Here is a 16,574-nt window from a genome sequence, read left to right on the forward strand (position 1 = left end):
TTTTTTATACTTAGGCAATAAATCCAATTACACATTAAATCGATTTATACATTAAATCTAAAATGCATAACATCGCCATCTTTTACGATATACTCTTTTCCTTCTACTTTGAATTTTCCTGCTTCTTTACATTTAGCTTCTGAACCGTAATGAACGTAATCTTCATAAGCAATAACTTCGGCACGGATGAATCCTTTTTCGAAATCGGTATGAATAACTCCTGCCGCCTGTGGCGCAGTTGCTCCAATATTAATAGTCCAAGCACGAACTTCTTTAACTCCTGCCGTAAAATAAGTTTGTTGTTTCAATAATTTGTAAGCTGCACGAATCAATACAGATGCTCCTGGCTCTTGCAAACCCATATCTTCTAAAAAAACCTGACGCTCTTCATAGCTTTCCAATTCAGTAATATCAGCTTCTGCACCAACAGAAAGTACAATAACCTCAGCATCTTCATCCTTAACCAATTCACGAACTTGGTCTACATATTTATTTCCGTTAACTGCTGAGTTTTCATCCACATTACAAACATACAATACTGGTTTTGCAGTAATTAATTGAAACCCTTCCATCAAAACTTCTTCGTCATTGTTTTGTGGCGTTACCGTTCTGGCTGATTTAGCCTGAAGCAGCGTTTCTCTGATTCTATTTAGCAATGCTTCTTCAACAATTGCCTCTTTATTTCCAGTTTTAGCAGCACGTTTTACTTTTTCTAAACGTTTTTCAACATTTTCAAGATCTTTCAATTGCAATTCAATATCAATCGTTTCCTTGTCACGAATAGGATTTACATTTCCGTCAACATGTATAATGTTATCATTATCAAAACAACGCAAAACGTGAATAATCGCATTACATTCTCTAATGTTTCCTAGAAACTGATTCCCTAAACCTTCTCCTTTACTCGCTCCTTTTACTAATCCTGCAATATCAACGATATCTACGGTTGCCATTTGCACGCGTTCTGGTTTAACCAATTCTTCCAGTTTTTCTATTCTGGAATCCGGAACATTTACAACACCTATATTTGGTTCAATAGTACAAAAAGGAAAGTTAGCACTTTGCGCTTTTGCATTGGATAAACAATTGAATAATGTTGATTTTCCAACATTCGGTAATCCTACAATTCCTGCTTTCATGTGTAGATAATATTTGTTTTTAATGAAATATGGCAACGCCATTGCTCATGCTATTTTTGTTCACTGATAACAGTCTCCTGCTAAAAGTTTTATAATTCACTTTAAAAGTTTGCAAATATAAGATTTAATAAATGTTTGAGAGCATAATCAAAACATTTATGCATTACCATTCTAGTTTTTACTTTTTACCAATTCAATACTATTCTTCAGAACAATTTATTAGTATCACAATTTTATTAATTGTTATTAAAATTTCCATAAATGTTTGTAAAAAATTAAACTAAATATTAATTTTTTGTTAAAAAAAAATTATATTGCAACCGATTTCAAACCAAACAAAACCAAAATTAATTATTTATGAAAAAATTCACATTATTATTATTTCTATTAAACGTCACATTTATTTTTGCACAAAAAGAAATTTCTGGCGTAGTAAAAGACAATGCCGGTGCTGGATTACCAGGTGTTAACATTATTGAAAAAGGAACAAACAATGGAGTCTCAACTGACATTGATGGAGCTTACAAAATCAAAGTTAAAGAAGGGGCTACTTTAGTTTTTAGCTACGTAGGATTTAATAAAGTGGAAAAAGCAGCAACCGGAACAACAATTAATATTGTTTTATCCGAAGAAGGTGGACAAAATCTTCAAGAAGTTGTTGTTACTGGTACAAGAACAGCTCCCAGAAGTAACACTACAACTGCACTTCCTATCGATGTAATATCCTCTAAAGACCTAGCATCAACTGGGCAAGCCACTTTTGACAAAGCATTACAGTACAAAATTCCCTCTTTTAACACGGTACAAACACCTGTAAACGATGCTACTTCATTACTTGATCCATACGAAATTAGAAATATGGGACCAAGCAGAACTTTAATCCTTATCAACGGAAAACGTAAAAATTTAAGTTCTTTACTTTACGTACAAACGTCTCCGGGACGTGGTGAAACAGGTGCAGATATTTCTGCAATTCCTACTGATGCTATCGAAAGAGTCGAAATCCTTCGTGATGGTGCATCCGCCCAATATGGATCTGATGCCATTGCAGGGGTAATGAATATTATCTTAAAAAAGAATACTAACGGCGGATCAGTAACAGTAAGAAGTGGAATTACTTCTGAAGGTGATGGCGAAATGTTAGGCGTAAGTTTAAACAATGGTTCTACAGTAGGAGACAAAGGATTTGTAAACTATACAGTAGATTTCTCTAAAGTTAATTTATCTAACAGACCCGGTAAAGTTGATGCTGCTGGAGATGCTGGAGATTTTGGAGCTTCTCTTTCAGATGTTCAAGCTTTTCTTGCAAAAAAACCAGATGCAGGAAACATCAATGGATCGCCAGAAACTGCAGCCGCTAAATTCTTAGTTAATGGTGGAAGCGAATTAAGCGAAACTTCTCAAATGTATTACAATGCAGCTTATGTTTACAAAAAAGTAAACTCTTTTGCTAACTACAGAACTCCTTATTGGAGAACTTTAAGTGATTACCCTTTCCTAAAAGATTTCTTTGGCAATGGAACACCAGCCTCTTATTTAGGCTATGTACCAACATTTACTGGAGATCTAAATGATTATAACGGTACATTAGGATATAAATCAACAAAAAACGATTGGAATACAGATGCGAGCATCACTGTAGGTGGAAATACACAAACCTATACAGTTGAAAACTCTTTCAACAGATCTGACATTCAAGATGCTGATGGAAATAACGTTTATTTGGAAAATAGCCCAATAGCCTTTAAACCAGGAGGAACTTCTTTCAACCATATTGTAGGTAACTTAGATATCTCTAAAGTATTATCGGATAAAGTAAGTATTGGTTTTGGTTCGGAAATCAGAACAGAAACTTTTGAAGTTACCGAAGGAGACAAAGCATCTTGGGATGGAATTGGAGCAGATTCATTTGCTGGTAACAGACCTGAAAACTCAGGAAAATGGAATCGTTATAATTTAGGTGCATATTTTGATCTTGCTTATGATGTAACTGAAAATTTCTTATTAAACGGTACTCTTCGTTATGAAGATTACAGCGATTTTGGAGATGCAACTGTATGGAAATTAAGCTCAAGATATAAATTCTTGGATGATAAAATCACATTAAGAGGTTCCATTTCTACTGGATTCAGAGCACCAACATTACACCAAATTTACACTCAAAAATCACAATACTCATTCGTTCCTGGACAAGGAATTCAAGTAAGTGGCATTATAAACAATGTTTCTCCACAAGCACGTCAATTAGGAATTGACCCATTAGATGCTGAAAAATCAACTAATATAACGATAGGAATAGGAGCAAAACCATCAAGAAATTTTAATTTCACAATAGATTATTACAATATTAAAGTGGAAGACAGAATCGTTTTAGGAGACAAAGTTGAAACTCAATTTGGTACAGTTGCTTGGTTTGAAAACTCATTTGACTCTAGAACATCAGGTTTAGATGTAGTTGCTAATTACAGCAATATTATGTTAGGAACAGGAAAATTAGGTTTCAATTTATCTGGAAATATTACTTTTCAAAATGAAAGAATCTCTCCTGTAAAAAGCAATAATTTTGGACAAACACTAGAATCTTTAATGTTTACTTCCAGACCTGATACTAAATGGATTTTGGGAGCAAATTATAAAATTGGAAAATTTGATTTTTCACTTAACAATACTTATTTTGGAAAAACTACTTTTGACCAAGATGGTTTAGATTCTAATTTAAAAACGGAGTTCATTCCAAAAATTGTTACTGATTTAGGAATTAATTTCTCAGCGACAGACAAATTAACATTAGCACTAAACGTAAATAATTTATTAAATGTTCTACCTGAATGGAAATTTGTAGCTGAAAATGCAGCAGGAACTACACTTTTGAATGATCCTGCTAAAGTTAAAAACCAATCCAATTTGATTACTTTCAACGGACGTTATGCAAATACAACTTATGATGGGTCACATTTTAGCCAATTAGGGACTATGTTTAATTTATCGTTGAACTATAAATTCTAATTCGGTTATCTAATAATTTCAAAAGGGCTGTCTTTCGACAGCCCTTTTTTATTTCGTATATTTTACTATATTTAATATTCCAATTAACAACTATCATGACAAATCTCTATGACGGAAAAATGGCTGCAATTTTTGATGCTATGTACCAAACCTTCATTGATTATGATGAAGAATATCAATTTTATAACAATCTAATACAAGAAAACAATTGTAAAACTATTCTAGAGATTGGCAGTGGCACGGGTAATCTTGCTAAAAGATTTCAGGAAAATAATCAGCAATATATTGGCCTTGATTATAGCCAAAGTATGATCGCTATCGCCAAAGAAAGAAATAAGGACTGTACTTTCATTCATGGTGACATGAGGCAATTTGAATTAGAAAAACCCATTGATTCAATTCTTATTACGGGGCGTTCCACAAGTTATTTAACTACAAATGAAGACGTTATTAGCACTTTTGAATCCATTTACAAAAATTTAACAGAAGATGGAATTCTCATTTTTGACTTTATAGATGCCAATCGATTTATTCCCTTTGCTACAGAAAACCAAGTTATAATTCACGAAGCAATATATGAAGGAATAAAATATTACAGAAATAGTAATTGGAAAACGACTCTTTCAGATAATTTTATGCTGGAATGGACTGCACAATATTATATTTTTAAAGATGATAAAAAAGAAATAATTGCAGACGATTTTTCAACCGTTCGTGTATTCACCCTAAATGAAATTCAATTGTTTTTATATTTAAATAATTTTGAAATCATCAAAATTATTGATCGAAAAACGTACGCTTACGACACGTATGTGATTGTTGCTATAAAAAAAACAAAATAGATTCCTAAAATTACTTAGCCCTTCATGTGAATAATATAATTTTTAAAAGAAATTCTATAACAATTTTACAATCAACTAATTGTAGGTTTGTTATATATAAATTTTTAAACTAAATATCATGAAAACTATAATTTTAGGAACGGCAGCTTTTTTACTGTCACTAACTATTCAAGCACAAAATCAAAACGTAAAATCAGAAGTTAAAACAACAATTACAAAGGTTAAAGATTCTGAAGGAGAAAAACAATTAATCAAAACTCAGGAAATTAAAGAAGTCCAAAATATAGAATTAAAAAATGCTGATTCTAATGTTTTGAATAAAGAAGTAAAAGAATCTCCCGTTCAAGTGACTGCTACAACGGCAATAACCTCAGATGGAATCACAAAAGTAAATGTTGACCGTTCTGCCTATTACAATTTAAATGGTAAAAAATACCAATTTACAACCGATAATAGTGGCTATACGCTGTATTCACCAAACAGTAAAAAAGCTGCAATTTTAAGACGAACATCAAACAACAATTATATTTACAAGTCAAAAAATAAAACTTCATACGGCTATTTTGATGCTAATGGAAATCTAGTTTTAGAATCTTATGATGATAAAACAGATAAAGTAACTACTGAAACGTATATCATTATCAAAAAGTAATTCTAAAAAGCAAAAAAAATCCTGAGCGAATACTCAGGATTTTTTTTGTTTAAATGAAATCGTTTATTCATTATGCAAAAATGCTTGTCTGTTTAGTAATGTTTCCTCAGATTCAACATGATTGTCATCCGGAATACAACAGTCTACAGGACATACTGCAGCACATTGTGGCTCATCATGAAACCCTTTACATTCTGTACATTTTCCCGGTACAATATAGTAAATTTCGTCAGAAATTGGAGTTTGAGCTTCATCTGAATCTACTTCAGTTCCATCAGGCAAAATCACTTTCCCTTTAAGTTTTGTTCCATCTTTAAATCTCCAGTCATCGGCACCTTCGTATATTGCAGTATTTGGGCATTCTGGTTCACAAGCACCACAATTGATACATTCGTCTGTTATTATAATTGCCATCTTTATCTTTTTATGAGTTAAAAGCTATGTCTTTTGAGATAAAATTATTTAAGATTTTTTCTCTTTTGACTTATAACTTATTATAGCTTATTTTTGTGCAAAATTACAATCAAAACTATTCATATACAAGTTACTTATGTTACAAAACGAAAAAAAACGAAGTTTTCTCGAATTAGGAAAGTTTTTAAGTCAATTTTCCGAAGATAATTCTTCTATCAATCCTACTGTTTTACATAACGATCTATTTTTTCATGATTTTATCGATTTAATAAAATTATCACAATCTCATAATGGATGGTATACACCTGAACAAGTTTATTTTTCTATTCAATCTTGGGCAGAAGCACTAACAGAAGAAAATTTAAATCAATGGCTCTCTGCTTATGATTTTCAAATAAATGAACCTAAAAAAATTGCCTTAATTCTTGCCGGAAATATTCCGCTAGTTGGGTTTCATGATTTCTTATCAGTTTTAATAACAGGGCATGATGTATTGATAAAAACATCTTCAAATGACCAACATCTATTGCCTTTTTTAGCTAAATACATCATAACCGTTGACCCTGAACTGGCTAATAAAATAACTTTTGTTGAAGGAAAGCTAGAAAATTTTGATGCTGTTATAGCAACAGGTAGTAATAATACCGCTCGCTATTTTGAATATTACTTCAAAAACAAGCCCTCAATAATAAGAAAAAGCAGGAATTCTATTGCTGTTTTGAATGGAAAAGAGACCAAAGATCAATTAAGCGCTTTAGGTGAAGATATATTCCGATATTTTGGTTTAGGTTGCCGTAATGTCTCTAAAATTTTTGTCCCAAAAGGGTATATTTTTGATATTTTTTTTGAAGCCATATTTGAGTATCAGGATGTTATTCATTATGAAAAATATGCTAACAATTATGATTACAACAAAGCCGTTTTCCTGATGAGTAATTTTAAATTATTGGACAATGGCTTTTTGACTATAAAAGAAGATAAAAGCCATGCCTCCCCTATTTCTAGTGTATTTTATGAATTTTATGACGATATCAATGACTTACAAATAAGATTACAATCTGAAAACGAGCAAATTCAGTGTATTGTAAGTAATAATCTGATAGAAAGCAGTATTGACTTTGGACAAACACAAAGACCCAAATTGTGGAATTATGCAGATAATATCGATACTATTTCATTTTTGCTAACAATATAGTCAAAAATTGTTTAATTTTTTCGAATTATTTAACGCTTTTTAAACTCCTATTACCGAAATTTGCACTTTAATTTTTTGGACTTAAACTACACCATGAAAAAACACAACTACAGCGCAGGACCTTGTATTTTACCACAAGAAGTTTTTGAAAAATCAGCGCAAGCTATTTTAAACTTCAACAATTCTGGTTTATCCATTTTAGAAATTTCACATAGAAGCAAAGATTTCGTTGCCGTTATGGATGAGGCAAGAGCTCTTGTTATTGAACTTTTAGGCCTAGAAGGAAAAGGATATCAAGCTTTATTTCTTGCTGGCGGAGCTAGTTTAGAATTTATTATGGCTCCTTATAACTTAATGAAAGAAGGTGGGAAATCTGCTTATCTTGATTCAGGAACATGGGCATCAGCAGCTATAAAAGAAGCAAAATTTTTTGGTGATACAGTTATTGTTGCTTCATCAAAAGAAGAAAATTACAATCATATTCCAAAAGGATACACTGTACCTTCAGATGCTGATTATTTCCATTGCACCAGTAACAATACTATTTTTGGCACACAGATGAAGGAATTCCCGTCACTTGATATGCCAATTGTATGTGATATGAGTTCTGATATATTTTCAAGAGAATTAGATTTTTCTAAATTTGATTTGATTTATGCAGGAGCTCAAAAAAATATGGGTCCAGCCGGAACTACTTTGGTTGTTGTGAAAGAAGAAATTTTAGGTAAAAATGGCAGAATAATCCCAAGTATGTTGGATTATACTAAACATATCAAAGCAGAAAGTATGTATAATACTCCACCTGTTTTCCCTGTTTACGCATCATTATTGACTTTACAATGGCTAAAAAACCTTGGAGGTGTTGCTGCAATTGAAAAAATAAATAATGCTAAAGCTGCATTACTTTATGGAGAAATTGACAGAAATACATTATTCAAAGGGGCTGCAGCTGTTGAAGATCGTTCTAACATGAATGCTACTTTCTTATTGAATGATGCTGCTCATGCAGAAACATTTGATGCCATGTGGAAAGCTGCGGGAATATCTGGATTACCTGGACACCGTTCAGTAGGCGGTTACAGAGCTTCTATGTACAATGCACTTCCATTAGAAAGTGTTCAAGTATTGGTGGATGTAATGAAAGAATTGGAAGCTAAAGTTTAGTTTTCAGTCGCAGTTTTCAGTTTCACAAAAAATACCAATTGAATTCTGGATACCTAGCCCCGATTGAAATGGAAATCCTTTTATGTTTTTTCTTTAAAAACATAAAAGATTGCAATGGAAAGCGGGAAATAGCTCCAGAAAAATAAAATAATAAATTAAATATGAGGGTGAGATTTACTTCGTTCCTCGCAATGACATAAAAAATGAAAGTATTAGCCAATGACGGAATTTCTAAAAGTGGAATTCTAGCTTTAGAAAAAGGTGGATTTGAAGTTATAACTACAAAAGTAGCGCAAGAACAAGTGGCTAACTTTGTAAATGAAAACAATGTAAGCGTTGTTTTGGTGCGTAGTGCTACCAAAGTTCGTAAAGATATTATTGATGCTTGTCCAGGATTAAAAATTATTGGTCGTGGTGGTGTAGGTATGGATAACATTGATGTGGACTATGCTAAAAGCAAAGGAATTCACGTAATCAATACTCCTGCTTCTTCATCAGAATCAGTTGCAGAATTGGTTTTTGCACATTTATTCTCTGGTGTACGTTTTTTACATGATTCTAACAGAAATATGCCTCTTGAGGGAGATACAAACTTTGAAGGTTTGAAAAAAGCATATGCTAACGGAATCGAATTAAGAGGAAAAACTCTTGGTGTAGTAGGAATTGGACGTATTGGTCAAGCTACTGCTAAAATGGCATTAGGTTTAGGTATGAAAGTGATTGCTGCTGATATGTTTATCCCACAAGTTGACGTTAAAGTTGAATTTTTTGACGGTCAATCTATCACAACAACTATCGTTTCTCAATCATTGGAATCTTTATTGAAAGAAGCTGATTTCATAACATTACACGTTCCTGCTCAAGATGGTTACATCATTGGAGAGAAAGAATTGGCTATTATGAAAGATGGCGTAGGTATTGTAAACTGTGCTCGTGGTGGAGTTATTGATGAAGTTGCATTAGTAAAAGCATTAGACAGCGGAAAAGTATTATTCGCTGGATTGGATGTTTTTGAAAACGAACCAACTCCTGAAATGACTATTTTGATGAATCATAAAATCTCAATGACTCCTCATATTGGAGCTGCAACAGGAGAAGCACAAGATAGAATTGGTACTGAATTAGCTTCACAAATTATCAGCATATTAGGCTAGTATTTTGCATTAAATAATAAAAAAGGGATACATTAAACATTGTTTAATGTATCCCTTTTTTATTATATTTAGTTCCAATGTAACTGAGTGAAAATTAAATTTTTAAAATAAAAACTATACCGAATTATTTTATTTTTGTAACTTTATAATTCATTCTTCTATCATGAAAAATAGTTTTTACATCCTACTATTAATTTTTTGTTTTATCATAGGTTGTACTACTTCTAAACCTCTACTCTCAGGCAAAGGAGAATCCACTATAAAACAAAGTGATACGGTAAGAATTGCCAATGATGAACTCCAATATGAAGTCATAATAATTGACCCAGGTTTTAGCACTTGGCTTAATTCAAGAGCTTATCCTAGAGGGTTTCACTCCCAAACCTACTTAGAGAATAAAAATCAATTCTACGTTAGCGAGTGGAATAACCGTGTCTTACAACCACAACGTTATGACACTAATCTTTATGAAATGACAATCAACTATGATTCTAACATTGACTATGGTTATGAAGTAAATTATTTGATTTATAATTACTTTATTTATTTTCAAAATACCTACAAACAAAAACTCTTTGGTACTGTTCCCTTACGATAATGTCACTATATTTGTAATCATTATAAATAAAGATGGGTGATTTAAAAAAACGTTGGGGAATTGAAACCAATTTCCAACTCACAATTATATTTATTGTTTTTGCAATTACTGGTTCGGCTTCAGCCTGGCTATCAAAGCCATTTTGTTTTTGGCTGGGGATTACAAAATCGGACTTAGGTTATTGGTTCACTCCTGTTAGACTATTATTGATTTTTCCAATATACCAGGTACTTTTAGTCTCAATCGGATTTGTTTTCGGACAATTCAAATTCTTTTGGGCATTCGAAAAAAAGATGCTAAAACGAATGGGATTCGGATTTGTTTTTAAAGAATAAAAAAACGCCTCAATTATGAAGCGTTTTTGTTTTTTATCCAATAATTATAAATCCAAGTCAACGTAAATGTGGGAATAAAATCCGAAAATGGCAAGATTTCTTCCAGAAAAGTAACTACTCCACCCACTTTTCCAACCGTTCCTTTATACATTGTTGTCATTAAATAACCGGCAATTGGCGCCCAAACCACATCAGAGAATTCTCCAACTAAAGGAACAGTAAACGATAACATCCCTATTGCATCAAATAACAAACCCAGAAAAAGATTTCTATTTTTATTACCCGTTTCTCCAACTTGTGTTTTTCTTATCATTCTGTTTTAGAATTGTTTATTGCAAAACACACAAATCTAATGCCAATTAATTTTTGATCTTGTCTTTGAAAATCTTTTTCAATTTTTCTACTTTTGGCGTAATTACATAACTGCAATATCCTTGCAATTTATTTTGATTGTAATAATTTTGATGATAATCCTCGGCTTCATAAAATAATGTAGCTGGTGAAACTACGGTAACAATTGGTTCCCCAAACGTATTTTCGCTAGTCATTAAAGCAATATATGCTTCGGCTAAATCTTTCTGATTTATATTATTATAGAAAATTTCGCTTCGGTATTGTGTCCCAATATCATTTCCTTGACGGTTCAAAGTAGTAGGATCATGTGTTGCAAAAAATATTTCCAACAATTCGCCAAAACTTATTTTACTGGGATCAAAAGTAATTTGAATCGCCTCAGCGTGACCGGTATCGCCATTGCAAATGTCTTTATATGTTGGATTAATTGTTTCTCCGCCTATATATCCCGAAACCACTGTTTTCACCCCATTCAATTCTAAAAAAACTGCTTCGGTACACCAAAAACAACCACCGGCAAAAGTAGCAACTTCCATTCCTTGTTCCATTTCCATTTATTAGTTTATTTCGTTTACAAAAAAAATTGATTTTAGATTATTATAGCCAATAATCTAAACCCAAATTTAATCTAATAATAGGAAGTGATTAATCCTTATTAACTAAAGTTTATAATTTGTGAAGGAAAATATATTGTGAACCATTTAATAATCATTAAAATCTTTGTTTCTTTGTGAAAATAGTTTCAAAATGATACAAGTCAAAAATCTACATAAATATTACAATCAACTACATGTGTTGAAAGGAGTTGATTTACATATTCAAAAAGGGGAAATTGTCTCTATCGTTGGGGCTTCGGGCGCAGGTAAAACAACACTTTTGCAAATTCTTGGAACTTTAGACAAACCTACAGTTGAAAACGGAATCGAATTACGCATTAATGACGAAGATATTCTGACTATGAACGACAAAAATCTGTCCAAATTCAGAAATTTAAATTTAGGTTTTATATTCCAATTTCATCAATTATTACCTGAATTTACGGCGTTGGAAAATGTTTGCATTCCCGCTTTTATTGCCAATAAATCCAAAGTAGAAACAGAAATAGAAGCCGAAAAACTCCTAACCTACCTTGGTCTTTCGCACCGTATGAATCACAAACCTAATGAACTTTCCGGTGGGGAACAGCAACGTGTGGCTGTTGCAAGAGCTTTAATCAACAAACCCGCAATCATTTTTGCCGATGAGCCTTCGGGAAATCTTGACACAGCATCTGCCGAAAACCTGCACCAATTATTTTTTAAATTACGTGATGAATTGGGACAAACTTTCGTGATTGTAACGCATAATGAAGAGCTAGCAAATATGGCCGATAGAAAATTAGTAATGATAGATGGACAAATTAGTAATTAGGAGCTATTTCCAGCTATACGTTGCAATCTTTCTAGTCCTGAACTTGTTCAGGATCCTGAACAAGTTCAGGACTAGAAAGGATTTCCACTGCTATCTGGGCTAAGCTAATTTATTCTAATCTGTAATTAATTTTAAATCCGTGTATTTTCTTTAAAATCCGTCTCATCCGCGTTTCAATTATGAATTTCTCCGAACTCAAATCCTTCCTAGACGAAAAAGTTGTACAGTACAACACGCTTGACTTCATAGAAAGTGATCCAGTCCAAATTCCGCACTTATTTTCACAAAAAGAAGATATTGAAATCGCTGGTTTTCTAAGCGCAACAATTGCTTGGGGAAATCGCAAAATGATTATCAAAAATTCTCATAAAATGATGAATTTAATGGGGAATGCTCCTTATGATTTTGTTATGTCACATTCCGAAAATGATTTGGAACGACTAGAAACTTTTGTTCATAGAACTTTCAACGGACAGGATTTTGCCAGTTTTATCAGAAGCTTAAAAAATATTTATCAAAACCACAATGGCTTAGAATCCGTATATGCTAAAAACCAAGAATTAGCAACTATGCAAAAAAGTATCTCGGAATTCAAAAAGACATTCTTCGAAATTCCACATCAGTATAGAACCCAAAAACACATTTCAGATCCCTTGAATAATTCGGCAGCAAAACGAATCAACATGTTTCTCCGATGGATGGTGCGTCAAGACAACAAAGGAGTTGATTTAGGAATCTGGAAAAGTATTTCCCCTGCTTCTTTATCTTGTCCTTTGGATGTGCATTCCGGTAATGTAGCCCGAAAATTAGGATTGCTTAGCCGAAAACAAAACGACGGAAAAGCATTAGCTGAATTAGATCTAAAACTCCGGGAATTCGATGCAAATGATCCAGTGAAATATGACTTTGCATTATTCGGATTGGGTGTTTTCGAAGGATTTTAATTTTTACTACAACGTTTACTAATCGAAAATCGACAACTCCAATTTTCTTGAAACATTGAAATTAATCAAAATACTATTTTAATTATTACAACACCTCTTTTTATAAACAATTTAAGGTATATTTAGTAATTTTTATTTTAAAAATTTCGTAGTATTTAACTTATATTTAATTACTTTTATGCTCTTTATCTGTTTTATATGCACTTTATCGAATATTTTGAAAAAAAATTGCATTATATTTGGTTAATAGAATTACTAATAAATTAGATTTAAAAAAACTCAAAATTTAGAATTAAAAAAGTGACAACTAGATAAAAAATTTAAATTTTGAATAAATCGATTTAATTTACAAGAAAGTAAAGAGTAGAAATTATTGAAGCTATTAACAAATAATTTTATGATATTTTAAATGTGAATTATTAACCTAATTCAAAACACTCAACAAATGAATAAAACTAAAAAAATTGTTCTAGCCGAAGATAATTCAGTTCTCTCATTATTACTAAAATTCAGATTAGAAAAAGAAGGTTATAAACTTCTTATAGCTATTGACGGAAAGCAAGCAATAGAATTAATAGAAGAGCACAATCCGGAATTAATTTTAACCGATATTATGATGCCTTTTGTCAGCGGATTAGAAGTAATCAGTCATGTAAGAAACAAATTAAATGTACCTACTCCTATTGTCGTTTTTTCCTCAGCTGGACAGGAAGAAATAGTGCTTAAAGCATTTGACTTGGGAGCTACTGATTTTATGAGTAAGCCTTTTAGTCCCCATGAATTAGTAATCAGGATAAAACGATTGCTCATTTAATATTTCGAACAAATAACTTAAAGCATCTAGTTATGAACGGGAACCTTTACCTTTTAGAATTTTTAAAACATTTTCCACCAATAATCAAATTGGCCTGGAGCTTAAGCTGTATTTTCTCAATAATTATTGCAATGCTAATAATGTATCTGATCTATTTAAGAAACAACTTAAGGGAGAATGAAATGATTAAGGCTAAATATCAAGAGGATTATGAATCTTATCTTGTTACCTATTTATATTCTGGAAATGAAGATGGAAGCTTTAGTTCAGAACAACAATTAATTATCAATGAATTAAAAAAATGTGTAGCTGATCCTTTTAAAAGGAAAATTATTATTTCAACATTATTAAAATTAAGAAATGAGATTTCTGGTGAAATAGCTGAATCTATTGACAAACTCTATATTAAACTGGGGCTTTTACGGTACTCGTTAGCCAAATTAAGAAGTAAAAAATGGGATATCATCGCTATCGGAATTAGAGAGCTTACACAATTTAAAATAAAGGGAGTTCATAAAATAATAATCAATAACATTAACCATCCTAAGAGAGAAGTTCGTAAGGAAATGCAATTATACCTTGTCCATTTATATGCATTCAAAGGGCTTGAATTTTTGAATATTTTAGAAACATCCTTATCTGAATGGGATCAGATTCAATTGTTAGAAATCCTTCAACTTTACAATGACCCACAAATTGTAGATATTAGGCCATGGTTGAAATCTTCAAATGATTCTGTAGTCATTTTTACTTTAAAACTTACTAAAGTCTACAATCAATTTGAAGCAAAAGAAGAACTTATTAAACTGTTAAATCATAACAGTGAAGACGTAAGAGTTAATGTAATTTCTGCATTAAGCCATCTGAATATTGTTGAAGCTAAAAACATTTTGAAAGACAATTTTAATGAGCGCAGTCATGAAGAACAAATCGCTTTTTTAAAAATGATGGAAAATGTGTATGAGAATAGCGATAAGCCTTTCTTATTGGAACATATACATCACAAAAATTTTGAAATTAAGTTGTTAATAATGGAGATATTGAAAAATATTAATTTTGAAGAATATACTTTATACGAGATTGAACTAAAAAAAATGCTAACAGCCTAAACCAATTGACTATGGATTCAAGCACCGTACAAATTATAATGTCAATCATTCCTTATTTCTTTTTTATTTTTTCTGCAATTGCAATTGGATCTTATGTCATATTAGCAGTAATTTCGGCTATCGAAACAATTGAGTATGTAAAGAAAAATAGCTTTGTTAATTATAAGGAAATATTATCTTCGACTTTTTCTCCTTCAATTTCCATTATTGCACCTGCATACAATGAAAGTTTAAACATTGTTGAAAATGTACGTTCCTTATTGTCGAGTCACTATGTAAATTATGATGTTATCATTGTAAATGATGGAAGTAAAGATGATAGTTTAAGCAAACTCATTGAAGCCTATGACTTAATTCAAATAAGCCATCATATCAATGAACAGATTAAAACAAAACCACTAAGAAAAGGCATTTATAAATCTATAAACCCTGCATTTGACAAATTAACTGTAATTGACAAAGAAAACGGAGGAAAAGCTGATGCTCTAAATATGGGACTTAATATAAGTAAAAACAAATATGTTGCCTGTATAGATGTGGATTGTTTATTGCTGGAAGATGCGCTTCAAAAAATGATTAAGCCCTTTCTGGAAACAACAGATGCCAAAGTAATTGCAGCCGGTGGAGTAATCAGAATAGCCAATTCATGCACCGTTAAGGATGGTAAATTACTCGATATAAACTTTCCTAAAACTTGGCTGGAACAAGGTCAAATTTTAGAATATTTGAGAGCCTTTTTATTAGGAAGAATGGCATGGAGCAGACTAAACGGCCTGTTAGTGATTTCGGGTGCGTTTGGTTTATTTGATAAAAAAATAGCCATTAAAGTGGGCGGTTACGATACAAATACCGTAGGGGAAGATATGGAAATTATTGTGCGAATGAGAAGGTACATGGAAGAGGAGAAACAAAAATATAAAGTAGCTTATATTCCTGACCCACTATGCTGGACAGAAGCGCCAGACAGCTATAAAATATTTACATCCCAAAGAAACAGGTGGACTCGTGGAACTATCGAAACACTTAAAAAACACCGTAAAATAGGGTTTAATCCAAAATATAAATCCTTGGGAATTATCAGTTATCCATATTGGTTTTTTTTCGAAAGAATGGCTCCAATTATAGAAGTAGCCGGTATCCTTTATTTTGGAATTCTTATTGCATTAAATCATGTAAGATGGGATTATTCATTAGTATTTATTATTTTCGCCTATTTATTTTCAGTCTTGTTTTCAATAGTTGCCATAATTACTGAAGAACTTACCTATCATCAATATAAAAAGAAAGGAACAGGTTTCAACCTATTGAAGATTGCTTTTTTAGAACCTTTTGTTAATCATCCAGTCATTTTGTATGCAGCAATTAGTGGAAATATTGATTATTATTTTAACAAAAAAAAGAAATGGGGAGCCATGACACGAAAAGGAATGACCAAAGCCTAATT

The 16,574-nt window shown here is 31.9% G+C and carries 17 protein-coding genes; 13 read left to right on the forward strand and 4 right to left on the reverse strand.

Annotated features, from left to right (window positions below):
* Positions 1–44: 44 nt before the first annotated feature.
* Complete coding sequence (gene ychF, locus ACNQGG_RS05320) at positions 45–1,139, reverse strand: redox-regulated ATPase YchF (RefSeq protein WP_417961992.1); 1,095 nt, start codon at positions 1,137–1,139, stop codon at positions 45–47.
* 357 nt (positions 1,140–1,496) lie between these two features.
* On the opposite strand from ychF, the gene ACNQGG_RS05325 reads away from it, so the two are divergent.
* The 3 genes from ACNQGG_RS05325 (at position 1,497) to ACNQGG_RS05335 (ending at position 5,639) form a co-directional block, all read left to right on the forward strand.
* The gene (locus tag ACNQGG_RS05325; protein ID WP_417961993.1) at positions 1,497–4,145 is read left to right on the forward strand and encodes a TonB-dependent receptor; all 2,649 of its coding nucleotides are present in this window, start codon (positions 1,497–1,499) and stop codon (positions 4,143–4,145) included.
* 95 nt (positions 4,146–4,240) lie between these two features.
* Complete coding sequence (locus ACNQGG_RS05330) at positions 4,241–4,987, forward strand: class I SAM-dependent DNA methyltransferase (RefSeq protein WP_417961994.1); 747 nt, start codon at positions 4,241–4,243, stop codon at positions 4,985–4,987.
* 118 nt (positions 4,988–5,105) lie between these two features.
* Complete coding sequence (locus ACNQGG_RS05335; protein ID WP_417961995.1) at positions 5,106–5,639, forward strand: hypothetical protein; 534 nt, start codon at positions 5,106–5,108, stop codon at positions 5,637–5,639.
* Between the two features lie 63 nt (positions 5,640–5,702).
* Here ACNQGG_RS05335 and ACNQGG_RS05340 read toward each other — a convergent pair whose 3' ends face one another.
* The gene (locus ACNQGG_RS05340; protein ID WP_416843816.1) at positions 5,703–6,053 is read right to left on the reverse strand and encodes a 4Fe-4S dicluster domain-containing protein; all 351 of its coding nucleotides are present in this window, start codon (positions 6,051–6,053) and stop codon (positions 5,703–5,705) included.
* Positions 6,054–6,189: 136 nt separating this feature from the next.
* Here ACNQGG_RS05340 and ACNQGG_RS05345 point away from each other — a divergent pair, with 136 nt between their 5' ends.
* From ACNQGG_RS05345 to ACNQGG_RS05365, 5 genes are all read left to right on the forward strand, one after another.
* Positions 6,190–7,248: an acyl-CoA reductase gene (locus tag ACNQGG_RS05345; RefSeq protein ID WP_417961996.1), complete on the forward strand. Its 1,059-nt coding sequence runs from the start codon at positions 6,190–6,192 to the stop codon at positions 7,246–7,248.
* 93 nt (positions 7,249–7,341) lie between these two features.
* Positions 7,342–8,412, forward strand: a complete 1,071-nt coding sequence (serC, locus tag ACNQGG_RS05350) for a 3-phosphoserine/phosphohydroxythreonine transaminase (protein WP_417961997.1) — start codon at positions 7,342–7,344, stop codon at positions 8,410–8,412.
* A 203-nt stretch (positions 8,413–8,615) separates the two neighbouring features.
* Positions 8,616–9,566, forward strand: coding sequence for a D-2-hydroxyacid dehydrogenase (locus ACNQGG_RS05355; protein ID WP_417961998.1), 951 nt, complete (start codon positions 8,616–8,618; stop codon positions 9,564–9,566).
* A 163-nt stretch (positions 9,567–9,729) separates the two neighbouring features.
* Positions 9,730–10,164: a DUF6146 family protein gene (locus ACNQGG_RS05360; protein WP_417961999.1), complete on the forward strand. Its 435-nt coding sequence runs from the start codon at positions 9,730–9,732 to the stop codon at positions 10,162–10,164.
* 32 nt (positions 10,165–10,196) lie between these two features.
* A complete protein-coding gene (locus ACNQGG_RS05365; protein ID WP_417962000.1) occupies positions 10,197–10,499 on the forward strand; it encodes a DUF6787 family protein in 303 nt (100 codons plus the stop codon).
* Between the two features lie 13 nt (positions 10,500–10,512).
* Here ACNQGG_RS05365 and ACNQGG_RS05370 read toward each other — a convergent pair whose 3' ends face one another.
* The gene (locus tag ACNQGG_RS05370; RefSeq protein WP_417962001.1) at positions 10,513–10,812 is read right to left on the reverse strand and encodes a hypothetical protein; all 300 of its coding nucleotides are present in this window, start codon (positions 10,810–10,812) and stop codon (positions 10,513–10,515) included.
* Between the two features lie 46 nt (positions 10,813–10,858).
* A complete protein-coding gene (msrA, locus tag ACNQGG_RS05375) occupies positions 10,859–11,407 on the reverse strand; it encodes a peptide-methionine (S)-S-oxide reductase MsrA (RefSeq protein WP_417962002.1) in 549 nt (182 codons plus the stop codon).
* Positions 11,408–11,600: 193 nt separating this feature from the next.
* On the opposite strand from msrA, the gene ACNQGG_RS05380 reads away from it, so the two are divergent.
* The 5 genes from ACNQGG_RS05380 to ACNQGG_RS05400 all read left to right on the forward strand — a co-directional run bounded on the left by ACNQGG_RS05380 (position 11,601) and on the right by ACNQGG_RS05400 (position 16,572).
* On the forward strand, positions 11,601–12,263 hold the full coding sequence (locus ACNQGG_RS05380; RefSeq protein ID WP_417962003.1) for an ABC transporter ATP-binding protein: 663 nt from the start codon (positions 11,601–11,603) through the stop codon (positions 12,261–12,263).
* A gap of 179 nt (positions 12,264–12,442) precedes the next feature.
* Positions 12,443–13,207, forward strand: coding sequence for a TIGR02757 family protein (locus ACNQGG_RS05385; RefSeq protein WP_417962004.1), 765 nt, complete (start codon positions 12,443–12,445; stop codon positions 13,205–13,207).
* A gap of 445 nt (positions 13,208–13,652) precedes the next feature.
* The gene (locus ACNQGG_RS05390) at positions 13,653–14,021 is read left to right on the forward strand and encodes a response regulator transcription factor (RefSeq protein WP_417962005.1); all 369 of its coding nucleotides are present in this window, start codon (positions 13,653–13,655) and stop codon (positions 14,019–14,021) included.
* 32 nt (positions 14,022–14,053) lie between these two features.
* Positions 14,054–15,130, forward strand: coding sequence for a HEAT repeat domain-containing protein (locus ACNQGG_RS05395; protein ID WP_417962006.1), 1,077 nt, complete (start codon positions 14,054–14,056; stop codon positions 15,128–15,130).
* 11 nt (positions 15,131–15,141) lie between these two features.
* Positions 15,142–16,572 (forward strand): glycosyltransferase family 2 protein, encoded by a 1,431-nt coding sequence (locus ACNQGG_RS05400; RefSeq protein ID WP_417962007.1) that lies wholly within the window; start codon positions 15,142–15,144, stop codon positions 16,570–16,572.
* Positions 16,573–16,574: the final 2 nt, after the last annotated feature.

The organism is Flavobacterium esculini, assembly GCF_048284325.1.
Taxonomy (GTDB): Bacteria; Bacteroidota; Bacteroidia; order Flavobacteriales; family Flavobacteriaceae; genus Flavobacterium.